This window comes from Stomatobaculum longum (assembly GCA_000242235.1).
Taxonomy (GTDB): Bacteria; Bacillota; Clostridia; order Lachnospirales; family Lachnospiraceae; genus Moryella; species Moryella longum.
The window spans coordinates 55467-75602 of the sequence record JH590861.1; the positions used below are offsets into that span (position 1 = coordinate 55467).

At 51.9% G+C, this 20136-nt stretch carries 10 protein-coding genes; all 10 read left to right on the forward strand.

The genetic code is table 11. The features are described 5' to 3' along the window. Positions 1-1509: DUF6693 family protein (locus HMPREF9623_RS11605; RefSeq protein ID WP_009531881.1), on the forward strand; the 1509-nt coding region annotated here is incomplete at its 5' end. 386 nt (positions 1510-1895) lie between these two features. Continuing rightward, positions 1896-3719, forward strand: a complete 1824-nt coding sequence (locus HMPREF9623_RS00270) for a VanW family protein (RefSeq protein ID WP_009531882.1) — start codon at positions 1896-1898, stop codon at positions 3717-3719. Between the two features lie 141 nt (positions 3720-3860). Further along, a complete protein-coding gene (gene nifJ, locus HMPREF9623_RS00275) occupies positions 3861-7403 on the forward strand; it encodes a pyruvate:ferredoxin (flavodoxin) oxidoreductase (RefSeq protein WP_009531883.1) in 3543 nt (1180 codons plus the stop codon). A 219-nt stretch (positions 7404-7622) separates the two neighbouring features. Next, complete coding sequence (locus HMPREF9623_RS00280; RefSeq protein ID WP_009531884.1) at positions 7623-8267, forward strand: L,D-transpeptidase family protein; 645 nt, start codon at positions 7623-7625, stop codon at positions 8265-8267. A gap of 396 nt (positions 8268-8663) precedes the next feature. Continuing rightward, positions 8664-8891, forward strand: coding sequence for a MerR family transcriptional regulator (locus tag HMPREF9623_RS00285; RefSeq protein WP_009531885.1), 228 nt, complete (start codon positions 8664-8666; stop codon positions 8889-8891). Continuing rightward, entirely contained in the window at positions 8872-9480 is a 609-nt protein-coding gene (locus tag HMPREF9623_RS00290; RefSeq protein WP_009531886.1) for a DUF1819 family protein, read from the forward strand. Before HMPREF9623_RS00285 ends, HMPREF9623_RS00290 begins: the two co-directional genes overlap by 20 nt. A 1-nt stretch (position 9481) precedes the next feature. Beyond that, positions 9482-10057, forward strand: a complete 576-nt coding sequence (locus HMPREF9623_RS00295) for a DUF1788 domain-containing protein (protein WP_009531887.1) — start codon at positions 9482-9484, stop codon at positions 10055-10057. 18 nt (positions 10058-10075) lie between these two features. Further along, positions 10076-13729, forward strand: a complete 3654-nt coding sequence (gene brxC, locus HMPREF9623_RS00300; RefSeq protein WP_009531888.1) for a BREX system P-loop protein BrxC — start codon at positions 10076-10078, stop codon at positions 13727-13729. A gap of 19 nt (positions 13730-13748) precedes the next feature. After that, complete coding sequence (pglX, locus tag HMPREF9623_RS00305; RefSeq protein ID WP_009531889.1) at positions 13749-17351, forward strand: BREX-1 system adenine-specific DNA-methyltransferase PglX; 3603 nt, start codon at positions 13749-13751, stop codon at positions 17349-17351. A gap of 253 nt (positions 17352-17604) precedes the next feature. After that, on the forward strand, positions 17605-20127 hold the full coding sequence (gene pglZ / locus HMPREF9623_RS00310; protein ID WP_009531890.1) for a BREX-1 system phosphatase PglZ type A: 2523 nt from the start codon (positions 17605-17607) through the stop codon (positions 20125-20127). Positions 20128-20136 lie beyond the last annotated feature (9 nt).

The window sequence follows — 20136 nt, forward strand, 5'->3', positions numbered from 1 at the left end:
GCGGCTGAGAGCAGCGAGGCAACGCAGCAGACGGAGAGCACCGCTGCGAACGGCGAAGCGGCGCATGAAAAGAGCCGGTTTGAGCGTGATGCCGAAGAAGCTGCGGCGCGTGCCCGGGAAGCTGCGGAAAAGGCCGCCGAGGAGGCGCGCCGCGCAAGCGAGGATACCGCCAAGTATGCAAAAGAAAAAGCGGAACAGGCCGGGCAGGAGGCGAATCGGGCGGCAGACAGCACCGCACGGGCCGCGCGTGAAACCGCTGAGGAAGCGGCGAGACAGGGCGAGGCGCTGAAGCAACATTGGACGCCGGGCAATATGGAGCGCCTTGCGGCGCTGGCACCGCTCGCAGCTTTTGCCGCTGTGGTACTCGGCTACGTACTTTACTTTTTGCGCGGAATTGCCTATTCGGTTTTTGCGAATATTTTGCCGCTTTACGGCGTTGCGTACGGTCTGTCCGGTCTGTTCGGAATTGTCTTTTGGGTAAGCAAATTGCTCTTTTGCCTGCTTTCCCTCGCCGGCGTCGTGGCAAGCGTGCAGCTTTACGGCAGGAAGGAGAAGCAGACAACCGGCATGGCTGTGTGCCTCGGTGCCAATGTGCTCGCGTTGATCATCCTGCTGCTTCGCCTGTCCGGCAGGGGAAACCTTTTCTTTACCCTTCTCAGCATTGCGCTGGCTTTCTTTGCGCTCGATGCGCTGTCCCGCGTCTTTTTGCGCGGCACCGGCATCGAATCGGACATTCAGCCGAATGAGGACTTCGCGGCCTTCAAGAGTTTTGCCGAGAATCCGAGGGAGAAGACGGAACAGTTTGCGGCGGAGATGAAGCCTAAAAGAACAGAGACAACAGCTGTGAGCAGGGAGATACCGGATCCGAGCAAGTCCGTGTTTGACGGAAGCGGCCTGGAGTATTTTGTCATCAACCTGTTCGGCGCTTTGCTTTGTATGGTAACCCTCGGTTTAGCGGGTCCCTGGGTTATCTGCTATGCCGTCGGCTGGGAGCGCAGGCACAGTGTTTACAGCGGAAGACGGCTGGTCTTTAACGGCACGGGCATGCAGCTCTTCGGCAAGTGGATTATCTGGTTCCTGCTCACCATTGTGACCTGCGGTCTTTACGGTTTTGTCATGGGGCTTAAGTTGGAACAGTGGATTCTGAGTCACACGGCCTTTGCGGATGAAGTGAGCGATCCGAATAACTCGGATGTGTTCCCGAATTCCGGGTTTGACGGCAATATGTTTGAGTGGATCGGTTATAACCTGGTCACCGCACTGGTAGGGACGCTGACCTGCGGCATCGCGGTTCCGTGGGTGGTTTGCAGCTTTAACAAGTGGTATGCGCCGAATGCCCGCATTTCCGGAAAGCGCCTCCGTTTTGACGGAAGCGGTGCCGAACTCTTCGGTCAGTACATTGTGGTACTCCTGCTGAGCATCGTGACCTGCGGTCTTTACGCACCCTGGGGCTTTGTGAAACTGCGCCGCTGGTACGTGTCCCATGTCAGAATTGCGGATGCAGTCTGAGGGTCAAATATAAGTTGTTAGACGAAAAGGGCGCGGTGAAAACCGCGCTCTTCTGTTCGGAATACAATCTTTTTCGGGCGGTTGTTCGGCAACATGTTCAAAAGATGAGAGCAAGCGAATTGCAAATTGGATAAAAGCAAGTAAGAATTCCGGATTTCTTCGGAGATGGGGCGCGGGAAAACACAAGACTCTTGTGCAGAGTTACCAGTAGGCACAAGCTGTTGTAATGAAATTGTAACTTCTCGTAACAGGAACAACTCTTTTTTTTCGCGCAGACTATGTTATACTTTCCTTAATATTGCGTTACGTCGGACACGACGCGGCGCGTGTACTTGAAAATCGAATTTGTGAAGAATGAATTTTTGAAAGATAGAGAAGAGCGGACGATGAGCGTGAGAGGCGATAAGGGGAGTCACTATTACAGACAGCGGCAGCGGAGACTGCGGGATCGGCAGCGGAGAGTCATAATCGGAGCGGCAGGGGCGGTTCTTGTCGTTTCTCTTTCGATTTTCGGCATTTCCCGCATCGTGCAGGCGGGCAAACGGGATAAGGGCAGGGCGGCGGTTGCGAGTACGGAGAGCAATGAGAAACTGAAGGGCAGCTGCAAAATTAACGATGTTGATATTTCCGGCATGACAAAGGAAGCGGCGAGAAAGGCCGTGCTCGAGAAGTACAAGTGGAATTTACGGGTCTCCGAGAACGCTGCGGCGGAGACCGAAACCGAGAGCGGTGCAGCGGACGGCAGCACTGTCGATAACACGACGGCAGCGGAGAAGGAGACAAGTTCGGCCGCAAAGACATCGACCGCCAAGGACAGCGCGGACGATGCGGACTATGCGGTCGCGGACCTTCTCAAGGGGAAGCTCGAGAAGGTGCTCACGGAGATTTATGACGAGGGCGATAAGAAGGAAGACCATAACTACTTGCTGGACGCCGAGAGCATGGATGCCGAAATTGCTTCCGAGGTGCAGAACATCGCGAAGAAGTGGAACCGGAGCGCCAAGAGTGCGGAGCTCAAGAGTTTTGACAAGACGACCAATACGTTTTCGTACAGCGATTCCACCGAAGGACGCAAGGTGGACGAGACAGCCATGGCGGATGCCATCAAAGCTGCGATGAACAATCAGAATTACGAAGCCGTGCTTCCGCTCAAGGCGGAGATAACGGAACCGGAACTGACGACCGCAGACGCAAAGGACAAATACAAGGTCATCGCAACCTTTACGACGACCGCGACCGACAATGCGGATCGAAACAACAATTTAAAGCTCGCCTGCGAGGCACTGGACGGCAAGATTCTGAAAGTCGGCGACGAGTTTTCGTTTAACCAGACGACGGGCAACCGTACGCTGGAGCGCGGCTACAAGCCTGCCGGTGCCTACCAGATGGGCAAGGTTGTGCTGGAGCCGGGCGGCGGTGTCTGCCAGGTTTCGACCACGCTGTACAACACAGTGGTAAAGGCCGGTATCATGCCGACCGAGCGTCACGCGCACACCTTCGCGCCGACCTATGTGACGCCGGGTGAGGACGCGGCAGTCAGCTACGACGGCTATGCCGGTCCGGACATGAAGTTTATCAATACGACCAAGTACGCGATGGCCATTCGCGCAAAGTTTGACCCGAAGGCAAAGACTGTGACGGTCTCGCTGGTCGGTATTCCGATTCTGGACGACGGCGTCACGATTTCTATGGTCTCGAAGAAACTCGAGGATATGGATAACGGCGGTGTGGAATATGTCGAGGACACGACTCTGAAGCCGGGTGTCGAGAAGAAAATTGCGGACGGCACCATCGGCAGCCGCTGGGTCACGAACATTGTGACCAAGAAAAACGGCGAGGTGACTTCGGACGAGTTCTTCCACAATTCGAGCTACAAGGGACACTCGAAGAAGATTGCGCGAAACACGAGCGGCAAGGTCACGGCGACGCAGGCGGCAGATGCGATGACCATCACCGAGAACACCGAGACGGCGGCAGGGCAGGCGACCGCATCGCCGACCGAGGCGGTGAACCCGGGCAAGGCAGCCGAGAGCGCGGCGAGCAAGGTTGAGCCGAAGAACAGCGAGACGAAGGCAACCGAGACCTCCAAGAGCGCGGAGACGAAGGCACCGGCAGCCGAGACCACGAAGGGACCCGGCGCGAACATCTCGGAGGGACCGACCATGGCACCTTCTACGGAGGAAACCGTGCAGGCGGCACCGCAGAATTAAAAAACGTGTACCCCATAAGATACATGAAACAGGCAGTTGCGCATTGTATTTTGGCGCAGCTGCCTGTTATAATATTGTCAGACGCTATAAAAATTCAGAAACAAGTGTTTCTGAGTTCCAATTTCACTTGGGAGGTATCACATGGCAAGAAAATGGAAAACCATGGATGGTAACCAGGCGGCGGCGCATGCGTCTTATGCGTTCACCGACGTCGCGGCTATCTATCCGATTACGCCTTCTTCTCCGATGGCTGAGCACACGGATGAGTGGGCAACGCAGGGTCTGAAGAACATCTTCGGTCACACGGTTCAGATCACGGAGATGCAGTCTGAGGCAGGTGCGGCAGGTGCCGTTCACGGTTCCCTCGTCGCAGGCGCTCTGACCACGACCTACACCGCATCGCAGGGTCTGCTTCTCATGATCCCGAACCTCTACAAGATTGCAGGTGAGATGCTCCCGGGCGTGTTCAATGTTTCCGCGCGTGCCATTGCAACCCACGCACTCAGCATTTTCGGCGATCACTCGGACATCTACGCATGTCGTCAGACCGGCTGTGCAATGCTCTGTGAGTCTTCCGTGCAGGAAGTCATGGACCTGACGCCGGTCGCACATCTCGCAGCAATCAAGGGCAGAATTCCGTTCATCAACTTCTTCGACGGTTTCCGTACTTCTCACGAGATTCAGAAGATTCAGATCTGGGATTACGAGGATCTGAAGGATATGGCTGATTTCGACGCAATTCAGGCGTTCCGCGACAAGGCTCTGAACCCGAACCACGCGGAGGAGAAGGGCCAGGCGCAGAACCCGGACGTCTTCTTCCAGATCAACGAGTCGAGAAACCAGTTCTATGACAAGCTGCCGGAGATCGTGCAGGACTACATGGACAAGGTCAACGCAAAGCTCGGCACGGACTATAAGCTCTTCAACTACTACGGCGCAGAGGATGCGGAAGTTGTCATCATCGCGATGGGTTCCGTCAACGACACGATTGAGGAGACCATCGACTATCTGACCAAGCAGGGCAAGAAGGTCGGTCTCGTGAAGGTTCGCCTGTATCGTCCGTTCAGCGCAAAGGCTCTGGTCGAGGCTCTTCCGAAGTCTGTGAAGCGCATCGAAGTGCTTGACAGAACCAAGGAGGCAGGTTCCATCGGTGAGCCGCTCTACCTCGATGTGGTCGCTGCACTCCGCGACACCGAGTTTGCAAATGTTCCGGTCTTCACGGGCCGCTACGGTCTCGGTTCCAAGGACACGACGCCGAAGGATATCGTCGCAGTGTTCGAGAACACCGAGAAGAAGCGCTTCACGGTCGGTATCGTGGACGATGTGACCCACCTGTCCCTCGAGACCGGTGCAAACCTTGTCACGACGCCGGAAGGCACGACGAACTGCAAGTTCTGGGGTCTCGGCGCAGACGGTACCGTCGGTGCAAACAAGAACTCCATCAAGATCATCGGTGACAACACCGATATGTATGCGCAGGCATACTTTGATTATGACTCGAAGAAGTCCGGCGGTGTCACGATGTCTCACCTCCGCTTCGGTCACAAGCCGATTAAGTCCACCTACCTGATTCACCAGGCAGACTTCGTGGCTTGCCACAACCCGGCTTACATCCGCAAGTACAACATGGTTCAGGAACTTGTGGACGGCGGTACCTTCCTGCTGAACTGCGCTTGGAGCGATGCGGAGCTTGAGGAGCATCTGCCGGGCCAGGTCAAGAAGTACATCTACGACCACAAGATTAACCTCTACACGATTGACGGTGTGAAGATCGGTATCGAGACCGGCATGGGCCCGACCCGTATCAACACGATTCTTCAGTCCGCATTCTTCAAGCTGACCGGCATCATCCCGGAGGAGAAGGCAATTACCCTCATGAAGGATGCCGCGCAGAAGACCTACGGCCGCAAGGGTGAGGATGTCGTCAAGAAGAACTGGAACGCAATCGATGCCGGCGCTTCGGGCGCTCACAAGGTTGAGGTTCCGGAGAGCTGGAAGGATGCGAAGGACGAGGGTCTCGACTTCACGCACGCATCTCACGGTCCGGAGGCAGTCAAGAAGTTCGTCAACACGATTCAGTCTGCGGTCAATGCGCAGGAGGGCAACAACCTTCCGGTTTCCGCATTCATGGATTACATGGACGGCACCACGCCGAACGGCACGGCTGCTTACGAGAAGCGTGGTATCGCGGTTGATGTTCCGGTCTGGAATCCGGACACCTGCGTCCAGTGCACACAGTGTTCCTATGTCTGCCCGCACGCTGCAATTCGTCCGGTTGCTATGACCGAGGAAGAGGCGAAGAACGCACCGGAAGGCATGAAGATGACCGACCTCAAGATGATGCCGGGCTACAAGTTCGCCATCAATGTCTCCGTTCTCGACTGCACGGGCTGCGGAAGCTGCGCAAATGTCTGCCCGGGCAATGTGAAGAACCAGACGCTCGTCATGCAGCCGCTCGCGGACAATGCTGACAAGCAGAAGTTCTTTGACTATGCTGTTACGCTGCCGGAGAAGCAGGAAGTCATCGACAAGTTCAAGATGAGCACCGTCAAGGGCTCTCAGTTCAAGAAGCCGCTGCTTGAGTTCTCGGGCGCTTGCGCAGGCTGCGGTGAGACACCGTATGCAAAGCTTGTCACCCAGCTCTTCGGTGACAGAATGTACATCTCGAACGCAACCGGCTGCTCCTCGATTTGGGGCAACAGCTCGCCGTCCACGCCGTACACGACGAACGAGAAGGGCCAGGGTCCGGCTTGGGACAACTCCCTCTTCGAGGACAACGCTGAGTTCGGTTACGGTATGCTGCTTGCAAACCGCGCAATCCGCGACGGTCTGAAGAGCAAGGTTGAGGAGCTCAACGAGACCGCTTCGAACGACGAGACCAAGAAGGCTTGCCAGGCTTGGCTTGACACCTACTCTGTCGGCGCAACGAACGGCGCAGCAACGGATGCACTGGTCGAGGCACTCGAGAAGGACGGCAGCGAGCTCGCGAAGGAGATCCTCAAGCAGAAGGATTACCTGAACAAGAAGAGCCAGTGGATCTTCGGCGGCGACGGTTGGGCTTACGATATCGGCTTCGGCGGTGTGGACCACGTCATCGCTTCCGGCAAGGATATCAACATCCTCGTCTTCGATACCGAGGTGTATTCGAACACCGGCGGTCAGTCCTCCAAGTCCACCAAGACCGGTGCAATCGCACAGTTCGCGGCAGGCGGTAAGGAGACCAAGAAGAAGGATCTCGCAGGCATTGCGATGACCTACGGCTATGTCTATGTCGCACAGATCAGCATGGGCGCGGATATGAACCAGGCGCTCAAGGCTCTCGCAGAGGCAGAGGCTTATCCGGGTCCGTCCCTGATTCTCGCTTACTCGCCGTGCATCAACCACGGTATCAAGAAGGGCATGAACAAGGCTATGACCGAGGAGAAGCTCGCGGTTGAGTCCGGTTACTGGAACAACTTCCGCTTCAACCCGGCTGCCGAGAAGAAGTTCACGCTGGATTCCAAGGCACCGAAGGAAGGCGAGTACAGAGACTTCCTGATGGGCGAGGTGCGTTACAACTCCCTCATGCTGAAGAACCCGGAGAGAGCGGAGCAGCTCTTCACGAAGAACGAGCAGGATGCAATGGCTCGCTACGAGTACCTGAAGAAGCTGGTCGCACTTTACGACGACAGCAAGACCGAATAATAGAAGACAGCAAACGCTGTATGCGATCCTACGGAAGGGGCGGACGAAAGTCCGCCCCTGTTTTTTGTCTGCGATTGCGGCACGACGCAAAGAGGTATACCAAAGAACCAAGAAAAGGCCTACCTTTGCAGGATGAAATCCTGCCCTGCCGTGCCTAGAGTAGAGATAGCAGAGTCTGTTTTGTGCCTGTCTTGACAGAGAGAAGGGAGATGTATCCATGTGAGAAAAGGAAAACTTATTGCGGTGACAGCACTGCTTGCTGTGCTGGCCATGCAGGGAACGGTCTATGCGGCGACCGTCACCAAGGTCAGCGCCAGTGTAAGTGCGGAAGAAAAGGAGGAGACAGCCTTGCGGGAAGAGGAAGCGGCGAAGGCCTCGGCAGAGGAGACAGCCGGGACGACAAGAGAGACGGGCGCAGCAGTCGAAGAGAACGAACCGCCGACCAGAATCTATGTGAGCAAGGGAAAAAAAGAACTCACGCTCTATGTGAACCATCAGGTGATCGGCGTCTGGGCGTGCAATATCGGCACCAATTCGGCCTTGGGGAAAAAACAGGTTGAGGGCGACCGGATTACGCCGAGCGGCGAGTATTATATCTGTCTCCGGAATCCGAAGAGCAACTATCATCTCTCGCTCGGACTGTCCTATCCCGACAAGTCGGACGCGGACCGCGGCTTCGCACAGAGACTCATTTCCGAGGCGGAAAAGGATGCGATTTACGCGGCAATTGACCAGGGGGGATGTCCGCACTGGAAGACCGCTCTCGGCGGCTATGTGATGATACACGGAAATAAGCCTCTTGTACTTTGTGCCGGATGCGCGCAAGGCGGGCGGTGCCTATGTGACGGTAAGCGGGCGGCTTAAAAAGATAACGGACTTGCCGCGATGCATACACCTGACGGACGGGAGCCGGATTCCGATCGAGGATATCGTTGCGGTGGAAAGTCCCGGTTTAAACGATGACATTGCTTGAGCCTTGCTTCGACAAACCTCTTCCTCAAATCGCAGTCATAGGTTAGAGAACAAGGAAAAAACGCTTCCGGATAGAGCAAGCGGTCAATGACGGAATACTAGGTGCAGTGTGCGTGTCATGCGCATGCTGCACCGTTTTTTGTGGGCAGGAACTGCCGCACAGGCATCTTGGGCAAATGAAAATTCGAATGAACTTTAGATTGGTTTTATTCGTTTCCTGGAGTAAACTAGAAATGTGAGAGTTTAACTTGCCGTGAGTGATTTTGGACATCGAAAAAGAGGTTCCGGATGGATTTCATGACGATTCAGCAGGTTTCTGAAAAATGGGGAATCTGCGCGAGGAGAGTACAGACATTATGCATGGAAGGGCGAATTGAAGGCGTCGAGCGTTTGGGGCATCAATGGATCATTCCGGTTAACGCAGAAAAGCCGAAGGATGCCAGAATCAAAAGCGGCAAATACATCAAAAAGAAATCCGGAAACGGAGAGAGCGAAGATGGAAAGAAAACCGTATAGTGCCGGAGCAGTGAAATTTTCGTTCTGGTTCATGGAATTTCGGAAAACCGTGCAGCTTTTGCGTGAGGGCAAGAGCTTTGCAGATATAAAGAAATTGAATGAAGAGACAAACATTTACGGGGCGCCGACAAAACTGCGAGCGCAGCAGATTTATTCTACGGTAATATCCCGTATCAAGACCTTAGATGAAAGCTTTTATCCGGTATTTCTTTGCAGTGATCTTGCCACACAAAAGTTATTTGTACTGACTGCGGCTCTTTTGCACGACACATTATTTTTTGATTTTGTGTACGAAGTCGTGCGGGAAAAAATGATTCTCGGATCCGATGAACTGACGGATGCGGATATCCGTATATTCTTCAAAAATAAGCAGGAACAGAGTGAGAAGGTAGCCTCTTTTCAGGACGCTACCTTGCGCCGTCTCGGCGCCTGCTATAAAACACAGCTTTGTGAAGCGGGACTCTTAGAAAGCAGCCGGCTAAACAGCACAAGAAAAATACAAAAGCCGATTCTTGATATTGCATTTGAGCACTGGCTTTATGACCATGCTCTCGGCATCATGGTAAAAACACTGACAGGGGTAAGATGAAATGGACTTAAGCCAAAGACTGGATGAGATGGAGCTTGCAATCCATAAGCCGTCTTTTCGGAAAGGAACAGGCCGCGCAAATGAGGTCAACTACTGGGTATTTGATTACCCGCCGGAAAAGGAACTGGAAGTTCGGGAGCGCGTTGCGTATCTGAAAACCAAGAACGACCGCGGCGATGATGATTTTGTGCTTGTGGTCTTTGACCTGTATGATATCATCATTGACTTTCTGGAAGAGAAAAACTTCTTGGAAAAGTGTTACGACTTTGAAAAAAAACGGGGAATTGAGCGTATTATCAAGGCGGTGACCAACTCCATGAAGGTGAATGACGATGACAGCCTGATTGTGCAATATATCACAGAGCATACGCCGGAGAATGCAGTCGTGTTCCTGACCGGTATCGGCAAGTGCTATCCGATTTTGCGTTCCCACAAGGTGCTGAATAACTTGCATCAGGCGTTTGTGCGCTGCCCGGTCGTGATGTTCTTTCCGGGAACCTATAATGAACAGGAGTTGATTCTGTTCAATGAGATTAAAGACGATAACTATTACCGGGCATTCCGACTGGTAAAGTAACGGACGGAGGAAACTGTTATGCAGATTAAGGATATGTTCCGAAAGAAAATTGACCGCGAGATACAGGGTGTTATCATTGTCGGCCAGGGTGAAGAAACGAATGTGGCGCAGGAACTGGAAGAGTATGTTGTGACCCGTGAGCTTCAGCGTCATTTCGCGGATTTTTTTGCGGCATATAAAAAAGGAATTCAGGGGACCACACCAAAAATGGGAGTCTGGATTTCCGGTTTCTTTGGAAGCGGTAAATCTCATTTCCTGAAAATTTTGTCCTATCTGCTTCAGAATAAACAAGTCGGAGACCGACATGCCATCGACTACTTTATCGCCGATCGGAAGATTAGCGACCAGATGGTGCTGGCAGATATGCAACTGGCAGCAAATACGCTATCGGATGTCATTCTTTTCAACATTGATTCCAAAAGCGATTCGAACGGTAAGGAAAACAAAGATGCCATTGTGAATGTGTTTCTGAAGGTTTTCAATGAGATGCAGGGCTTCTGCGGTTCCATGCCGCACCTTGCCGATCTGGAGCGCAGACTTTCCGAGGAAGGTCGTTTTGAGGAGTTTCGGGAAAAGTTTGAAGAAGAGTACGGCAATCCGTGGGAAAGCTCTCGTCAGGACTTCGATTTCATTCAGGATTCCGTTGTCGATGTCCTTTCTGACATGAACTTCATGAGCGAATCGGTGGCCCGCAACTGGTGCGAGAAAGCAACTGAGAGCTACCGGATCAGCATTGAAGATTTCGCCAAGCGTGTAAAGTCCTATATTGAGAAAAAAGGCAACAACCACCATGTGGTATTCCTTGTGGATGAAATCGGGCAGTACATCGGTGACGATTCCAAGCTGATGCTGAACCTCCAGACAGTGACAGAAGAGCTGGGGAAGGAGTGCATGGGGAAAGCTTGGGTAATCGTGACAAGCCAGCAGGACATCGACTCCGTTACCAAGGTGAAGGGCAACGATTTCTCCAAGATTCAGGGGCGCTTCGACACACGCCTCTCCCTGTCCTCTGCCAATGTAGATGCCGTGATCAAAAAGCGTATTCTGGATAAGACAGAGACAGCGGCACAGAGTTTGCGTCTGCTCTATGACCAGAAAGCAACCGTCATCAAAAATCTGATTGTTTTTAACGACGGTGTGGAGAAAAAACTGTACGCCAATGCGGAGGATTTTGCGGAGGTTTATCCGTTTGTTCCCTACCAGTTTAATTTGCTGGCAAGTGTGCTGACCAGCATCCGCACCCACGGGGCCTCCGGGAAGCATCTGTCCGAGGGCGAGCGTTCCATGCTGGCGCTGTTCAAGGAGTCAGCCATGCAGCTGATGGATTCGGAGACGGGCGCCATCGTGCCGTTCTATCGGTTTTATGATGCTTTGGAAAACTTCCTTGACCACAGCCACAGCAGTGTGATTATCCGCGCCTATGATAATAGCTTCGTCAACCCGGAAAGAAAGGAAAAGGATGTCTTTGCAATCAACGTGTTAAAGACCCTGTTCCTGATTAAATATGTTCCGGAGATTCAGGCCAATGTGGATAATATCACAAGCCTGATGATTGCCGGCATTGACGATGACCGCATCTCCCTGAAGGCACAGGTGGAGGATGCACTGAAGGTGCTGATGCGCCAGATGCTGATTCAGAAGAACGGCTCCGTCTATGTATTCCTGACCGATGAGGAACAGGAAATCAACAATGAAATCGAAAAAGAAAACGTGGAGATGCCGGAGGTCATCACGAAGATTGCGGAGATGATCTATGAGGATATTTTCTCCGGGAAGAAGTATCAGTATCCAAGTTTTGGCGGACGGTATGCATTCTCCTTCAACCAGACAGTAGATGACCGTCCTTATAAGGCAAACCAGAGTTACGACATCGGCCTCCGCGTGTTGACCCCGTGGTATGAAGGCGGCACAGATGACGGTACACTGCGACTGCTCTCCGGTCAGGGCAAAGAAGTCCTCGTGGTTCTGCCGAACGATGATGCGTTCCTGACGGAAATGCGGGCATACCTAAAAATTGAGCGCTTCCTGCGAAAGAATACTTCCGTGCAGCTTGCCAAGTATGAGACCATTAAAGAAGCGAAGCGCGTGGAGATGCGGGAGCGGAACGGCAACGCCAAGCTTTACCTGACGGAAGCGCTGAAAGAGGCTACCATCTATGTCAACGGAGATGTATTGCACACCTCCGCTAAGGAAGTGACCGGTCGCATCAATGAGGCAATCGGAAGATTGGTGCAGACGGTTTATCACAAGCTGTCCTATATTGATGCAGCGATGGGCGAGGCAGACATTCGGAAGCTGTTCAAGACCGGCAATCAAATGTCGCTGACACTGGGAAATGCCGGAGAACCCAATGTCCATGCACTGGATGATGTGCTGCAATTCGTGGCAGGCAATTCCCGGGTACACATGAAGACTTCTATGAAGACCATCAAGGACCGCTTTATGAAAGCACCCTATGGCTTTGTGGAAGATGACATCCATTGGCTGGTGGCACGGCTCTTTCAGCGTGGCGATCTGTCCTTTACCGTCAGCGGAGAAAGTGTAAATCGGAATAACCGCTCCGAAGAGGAAATCATCGGCTACATCACAAAGAAGCAGTTCGTGGATAAACTGCTGACGGAAGTGCGCATCCGTGTGCCGGAAAACCGGAAAAAGGCCGTCCGCACCGTGATGAAAGAGTTGTTCAGGGAGACAGCGTCCGCCGATGACGAAGATACCGTTATGAAACGGTTTCAGCATGACTGCGAGAAGCGAATCTCCGAGATTGTGCCGCTGGAAGCGAAATACGAGAATTATGCTTATCCCGGAAAAGAAATTCTGAAAAACGGTAAAAAACGGCTCTCCGCACTGATGCGGATACAGGCACCGTTGGAATTTTTCAAGACCGTCTTTGACGAGCAGGACGAGCTGATGGATTTTGGCGAGGACTATGAGCCGGTCCGCAATTTCTTCGACGGCGAGCAATTGCCCATCTTCACGCGTGTACTGGATATGCTGAACATTTACGAAGACAGTAAGACTTACATCGTGGATGCAGAGCTGGAAGATGTCGTGGCAAAGATGCGCACCATCGTCCGGATGGCAAAGCCCTATCAGGAGATTCCGAAGCTGCCGGAACTGCTCGAGCAGTTTACATACTGCTACAATCGCATCCTGGATAACAAGGCAGAGCCGGTGAAGGATTCCATTCACCAGGATCAAAGCAGAGTGTTTGAAGTGTTGAACACCAAGCCCTATAAGGATGCAAAAATCAACCGCTATCTGGAACTGTTCGGGGAGATTATGGACGGCGCGGAGCGGTGCAACAATGTCTCTACACTCCGCAGCTTTGCGGATAAGGCAGAGGCCTTAAAACTGCGACTGCTCGATGAGATGACGGCAGAAGATAACCGCCTTGCTGCGGAAGCGGCGGCAAAGGCCGAAGCAGAGCAGAGACGCCGGGAGGAAGAGGCGAAAAAGCGCGGGGAGACCGTGAAACCGGCGGAAAAGGTCGCGGAACCGCAACCGGAATACAAGGTGCGCACCACGAAAAACATCTCTATCAAGACAGTTGCCAGGACAGCGTCATGGCGACTGGAGAGCAGGGAGGACATTGATAAATACCTGTCTGTCTTGCGTGAAAATCTGCTGAAAGAGATGGATGAGGATACCATCATAAACATTGAACTGTAAATGACAGGAGATTGACTCCATGAATAAGACAGCCATAAAAAATTTTGCGATTTGGGCGCGGAACAAGCTGATTGCGGATGTCAGCTATGCTGCCCGCCTGATCGGCGTGACCGAGGGCGGCATTGCAAAGCCGCTGCCGCAGAGCTTCGGCGATACGCAGTTCTTTGACATCGGCACCGCAGAACCGTATTCGATTTCCGGCGAGGCCGTGCGTCAGCGTGACAAGCTGATCGAGGTCATCCGGCAGAAAGAAAAGGATACCGACTATAAGACCGCATATCGGTATGTGATGGAGGAGGTTGCCTATACATGGTTCAACCGCCTGATTGCGATCCGTTTCATGGAGGTCAATGATTATCTGCCTTCTCATATCCGGGTTCTCTCTTCCGAGAGCGGTAAGCTGGAACCGGATCTGGTCACGACCCCGTTTGACGCAGAGCTGCCCTTCACAGCGGAGGAAGAGGCGCAGATTTTCCGGTTGAAGCAGGACAACCGGCTGGATGAAGTGTTTCGCATTCTGTTCCTGAAACAGTGCAATGCCTTGAATGCGATTCTGCCTGCGCTGTTTGAAACAACCAAGAACTACACCGAGCTGCTGCTAAGCCTGTCCGTCATTGACCGGGACGGCGTGGTCTATCACCTGATACACGATATCCCGGAGGCTGACTTCAACATCGAGCAGGGCGGTCAGGTGGAAATTATCGGCTGGCTGTACCAGTATTACAATACCGAGCTGAAGGCCGCTATTTTTGCCAAGAACGGCAAGATTACCAAAGAGGAAATCCCTGCCGTGACCCAGCTGTTCACCCCGGACTGGATCGTCCGCTACATGGTGGAGAACAGCCTCGGCCGTCTGTGGGTGGAAGGACACCCGGACTGCGGACTGGAAGAGAACTGGAAATACTATCTGGAAGAGGCGGAACAGGAGACAGCGGTGCAGGCGAAACTCGCGGAAATTCGCAGAGAGTACGCTGCTCTGAACCCGGAAGACATTAAGCTCATTGACCCCTGCATGGGCTCCGGCCATATCCTCGTATACGCCTTTGATGTGCTGCTGCAGATTTACGAGAGTGCCGGTTACAGTGAACGCGATGCCGCAAAGAGCATTCTGGAACACAACCTCTACGGGCTGGACATTGACGACCGCGCGTATCAGCTGGCGTACTTTGCCGTGATGATGAAAGCCAGACAGTATAACCGCCGCATCTTAAACGGCGAGAACACCTGCCATGTCTATGCCGTGCAGGAGAGTAACAGCATCAACCGTGCGCACCTGCACTATTTCGGCGCGGGGATGGACAATAGCGAGAAGAAGGCTGCTAAAAATCAGCTGGAAGGCCTGCTGGACACCCTGACCGATGCCAAGGAGTACGGCTCCATCCTGAATGTCGAAAACTATAACTGGGATTTGCTGCGCCGCTTTGTGGCAGCGGCGGATACCGCCAGGCAGATCAGCATGGAAAGCGTGGGCGTGGACGATACCGCCGAGCAGTTGAACCAGCTGATTGACATCGGCGAGACCCTGGCGCGGAAGTATAGTGTGGTTGTAACCAATCCTCCATATATGGCGAGCAGTGGAATGAATGCGAAATTAAGTAATTATCTTAAAGAAACCTATCCGTGTAGTAAAGGTGATCTATTTGCAGTATTCATTGAAAAATGCAGACATTTTACAAAAGAGGGCTGTTATTTGTCACTTATAACACAGCAGTCATGGATGTTCTTATCGAGTTATGAAAAACTGAGAGAATACTTGTCCGATATAGATGTTGCAACAATTCTTCATTTGGGTGCACATGCATTTGAAGAACTTGGTGGTGAAGTAGTTCAGACAGTTTCTTTTGTTATAAGAAAAACGCATGTGCTGGACTATATTACAACATGTGACCGGTTGGTAAATATTGATAATGCTTCCCAGAAAGAAATTGCTTTCTTAAGTGGGGATTATCGTGTGCTCAGTAAAAAGACAGATTTTGAATTGATTCCGGCTAAACCGTATGCGTATTGGATAAGTGAAGCAGCACTGAAAAACTTCAAAAATCCTAATCTTGGATGTTTGGCGGAGATTGTTTCAGGCATGACAACTGGGAATAATGAAATCTTTCTTCGAGTTTGGACAGAATTGAATTTTGAGAAAATTGCTTTTAATAAATCAAATATAGAGAAAGTCAACCTTCAAAAAACAAAATGGATTCCATACCATAAGGGTGGAGGTATGCGGAAATGGTATGGAAATCAAGAGTATGTTGTAAATTGGTCACGTTCGTCAGAATTCAATCGAGCAAAAACTACCATGACCCATGTTTACCTAAAGCCGTGTATCACTTGGTCTGATATATCAGGAAATTCTTTCGCGGGTCGTTATTGTGAAGGCGGATTCATGTTTGATGTGAAAGGATCATGTGCATTTGCTGAAAAGACAAAATTACAACTCCTGATAGGAATTTTTAACTCAAAAGTAACACCTATTTATGTGGAGGCATTGAACCCTACCACTACAACACAGGTTGGTGACCTCAAGAGGATTCCATTAGTTGAACCGAAGCAAGATGAAGTAGGACATATTCAAAGCAAGGTTATGGGGTCTGTTGACTTGTCAAAAGCAGAATGGGATTCCTTTGAATCCTCTTGGGACTTTAAGAAGCACCCGTTGTTCCGGAATGTTTCCACGATTTCCGAAGCCTTTAACCAGTGGAATACAGAATGCGATGACCGTTTTAATCAGCTGAAAGCCAACGAAGAAGAGCTAAACCGCATTTTTATTGACACTTACGGCTTGCAGGACGAGTTGACCCCGGAAGTGGAAGATAAAGATGTGACCGTGCGCAAGGCTGACTTGCAGCGGGACATCAAGAGCCTGCTGGGCTATGCCGTGGGCTGTATGTTTGGCCGCTATTCGCTGGATACGGAAGGGCTTGCCTATGCGGGCGGTGCGTGGGACAGCAGTAAATACCGGCGCTTTATCCCGGACGAGGACAATGTGATTCCCATCACCGATGAAGAATATCTGGAGGATGATATTGTATCGCGCCTTTTGGCATGGCTGAAAGCGGCGTACGGTGCCGATACGCTGGAAGAGAACCTCGATTTCATCGCAAAAGCCCTCGGCACTAAGGGCAGCACCAGCCGGGAAATCATCCGCAATTACTTCCTGAACGATTTCTTCAAGGATCACTGCCAGACCTACTCTGTCACAGGCTCCGGCAGGCGTCCGATTTACTGGTTGTTTGACAGCGGCAAGCAGAACGGCTTTAAGGCGTTGATTTATCTGCACCGCTATACGCCGGATACCATCGGCAACCTGCGGATCGACTACCTGCATAAGATGCAGCGCGTGTATGAATCCGAAATTAACCGAATGCAGGATATGATGGAGCACAGCGAGAATGCCCGTGAGGTGGCGGCAGCCGGAAAGCGAAAGGAGAAACTGACCAAGCAGCTGAAGGAATGCCGGGAATACGACGAGAAGATCAGCCATCTGGCACTTTCCCGCATTGAGCTGGATCTTGATGACGGCGTAAAGGTGAATTACCGCAAGCTCCAGACCGCACAGGACGGAAAATTCTATGAAGTGCTGTCCGACAGCAAGAACATTATGGCAAAGCAGCGAGGAAAAGCGTGAGCGTGCTTGCACGCAATCACGCCTTGACGAGCGCCCGCATCGAGGCGAGAGCCGAGATGGCAAAGCAGCGAGGAAAAGCGTGAGCAAGAGAATCCGGCGATAACACAGTTAAAGCTCATGGAGGAATTCGAGCTTACGAGAAAACAAGTCCAGATTATAATTAAGGATTTACAGATGAATGGATTTGTAGAAAGACAGGGCTCCAATAGAAGCGGAAAATGGGTCGTGAAGAAAGAAGTATAAGAGATTGAATATGGCAGAATTGAACCTGAAACAAATTATAGACCGCCTGAATGCGGAATTTACCGGCGAGACCCGGAAACTGGTTTTCTGGTACGATGACAAGGCAGATTTTGCCGAGGATATGGAAACGGTAGAGCTTCAGAATGCGAAGATATACCGTCTTCAGCCGGATAACCAGTTCTATACAAAGTATTTTCTGGAGCGTATAGATCAGACTACGAATTATCTGATTTATGCGCCGTTCCCCAAACCGGACGTAAGGGACAACCATCTGGAGGACACTTGTGCTTATTCGAGACGCTTTTTTGCCGACCGGGCCTCCCTGCTGTCGCTTGACCTCGGAATTGAGGAAAAGTATAAGTCGGTGATTGAAAAGCACATCAAGTTTTTTGCCAACAAGGAGCGTACCCAGCGGTTTTATGATCTGGAGATCGAAAACTTCAACGAAGAAACGATTCTGGTCGGCCTGCTGAGTGCAGTCTGCAAGGCGCGTACCTGCTCGTTTGAGGAAGTGGTGCGCGTCGTGTTGACGGGCAATGAGCCGGTGGACAATGTTTTCTTGCAGGAGTTTGAAAAATACGACCTGCTGTCCGCATTCTGGAAGCTCTGTGAGCAGCATTTCGGATACACCGATGCGAAACCGGGTTTGGAACGGCTCCTGGTGACCTTGTTCGTCACTTATACCGGGCGATATGTGCAGGCAGAGCTTCCGGCAGCATGGAAGAGCTTTGTCTCCTACAAGTCCGGCAATATCATCGCCTTTCTCGATAGCCTGATGAACAGCGTCCTGTACCGGGATCAATACGATGTGCTTTCGGCGCATGTGGCCAAAGAGCTGAATGTTCTTCCTGCGTTTGCGGGAATGCGAGCGGACGATTTGACGGAGTGCGACACTTTCCTTGCCGTGGATCAGGTGCTTATTAAATGGCTCCTTGACAGACTTGTTTCGGAAGACATCGGCGCAGTCGCAAACGGACTTACGATTCCGGAACTCTGCGAAAAGCGGGCTAAAATGCACTTTGGCAGAAAGACTGGGAAAATCTATCGGATGCTTTCCGCTGCGTACAGCATGGTGAAGGGAGCGGATTACCATGCCGCAGAGGGCTTCAAGCCCATCATCGACCGCTATCTTGCTGCGGATTACCGTATGGATCGGCAGTACCGGAAATTCTACTATTATTACGACCGGCTGGAGAGCACGGAAAGCTTTGAGCCGCTTCGGGAACTGGTGGAAAATATCTACACGAACGAATATCTGGCTTCTCTGCTCCCCGCTTGGAATGCCGGAATCCGGCAGGATGCCGCATTTTCGGCAATTCCGTTGCAACGGGAGTTTTACAATACCAACCTCCGCTACGCCAAAGAGCGCACGGTGGTCATCCTTTCGGATGCCATGCGTTATGAAGTCGGGCAGGAATTGTTTGCCCGTATGCAGGATGACCCGAAATGTACGGCAAAACTTTCCGTACAGCTGAGCGTCCTGCCGTCTTATACAAGGCTCGGTATGGCAGCGCTTTTACCGCATAAGACACTGGAGATGACGGATGACTTTCAGGTACTGGCAGATGGTATTCTTTGCGATAATCTGGCCGGTCGGCAGCAGGTGCTGCAAAACTATAACCCGGATAGTGTCTGTGTGCAGTTCGATGATATCAAAAATCTGAAAGTGGCAGAGCTGCGGGATGTGCTGACAAAACGGCAGCTGATCTATGTATATCACAATCAGATTGACGCGCGCGGCGACAAGGCCAACACCGAGGATGAGGTGTTTCATGCGTGTGAGGAGGCGGTTCGGGAAATCATGGATTTCATTCATCGCATCTCTGTCAGCGGCAACACCTATCATTTTATCGTCACTGCCGATCACGGCTTTCTTTACAAGCGTGATAAGCTGACAGAGAGTGATAAAATTTCCGGAAAAAGCGCGGAAAAAGCCTTTGTTAATCGCAGATTTATTGTGTCCGAGGCGGCTTTGGAAGATGACGGCATTGATCACATGAGCATGGGGCGTGTTCTGGGAAATGCGGACGGCAAGGTGGTGTCCTATCCGGTCAGCAGCAATGTCTTTAAGGTAGCCGGAGGCGGCGCGAACTTCGTGCATGGCGGTTCCTCCCCGCAGGAAATGCTGGTGCCGGTGCTGGAAATTAAGATGGAGCGCGGTCATATGGAAACAAAGAATGCAGAAATCGCTCTGGTCAGCATTGTCCGTAAGATTACGAACCTGATTACTTCCCTGGACTTTATCCAGTCGGATGCCGTCAGCGATACTGTGAAGACAGCAAAATACCGCATCTTCTTCCTCTCGGAAGACAACGAGAAAATCTCGAATGAAAACAGTTATGTGGCGGACAGTCGGGAAGAAAATGCTAAGAAGCGCATCTTCCGGATGCGGTTCACATTCAAGAATAAGAAATACGACAAGGACAAGCAGTATTACCTTGTGGTGTATGACGAACAAAGCGGTCTGGAGCAGTGGAGGCAGCCTGTGATGATGGACATTGCCTTTGCGGATGACTTTGGATTCGGATTCTGATACAGAGGA

What these genes read in the sequence shown, in the direction of transcription:
- pglX (WP_009531889.1), top strand. Translation starts at nt 13,749, where the DNA reads ATGAATAAGACAGCCATAAAAAATTTTGCGATTTGGGCGCGGAACAAG.
- nifJ (WP_009531883.1), top strand. Translation starts at nt 3,861, where the DNA reads ATGGCAAGAAAATGGAAAACCATGGATGGTAACCAGGCGGCGGCGCAT.
- HMPREF9623_RS00285 (WP_009531885.1), top strand. Translation starts at nt 8,664, where the DNA reads ATGGATTTCATGACGATTCAGCAGGTTTCTGAAAAATGGGGAATCTGC.
- brxC (WP_009531888.1), top strand. Translation starts at nt 10,076, where the DNA reads ATGCAGATTAAGGATATGTTCCGAAAGAAAATTGACCGCGAGATACAG.
- pglZ (WP_009531890.1), top strand. Translation starts at nt 17,605, where the DNA reads ATGGCAGAATTGAACCTGAAACAAATTATAGACCGCCTGAATGCGGAA.
- HMPREF9623_RS00270 (WP_009531882.1), top strand. Translation starts at nt 1,896, where the DNA reads ATGAGCGTGAGAGGCGATAAGGGGAGTCACTATTACAGACAGCGGCAG.
- HMPREF9623_RS00290 (WP_009531886.1), top strand. Translation starts at nt 8,872, where the DNA reads ATGGAAAGAAAACCGTATAGTGCCGGAGCAGTGAAATTTTCGTTCTGG.
- HMPREF9623_RS00295 (WP_009531887.1), top strand. Translation starts at nt 9,482, where the DNA reads ATGGACTTAAGCCAAAGACTGGATGAGATGGAGCTTGCAATCCATAAG.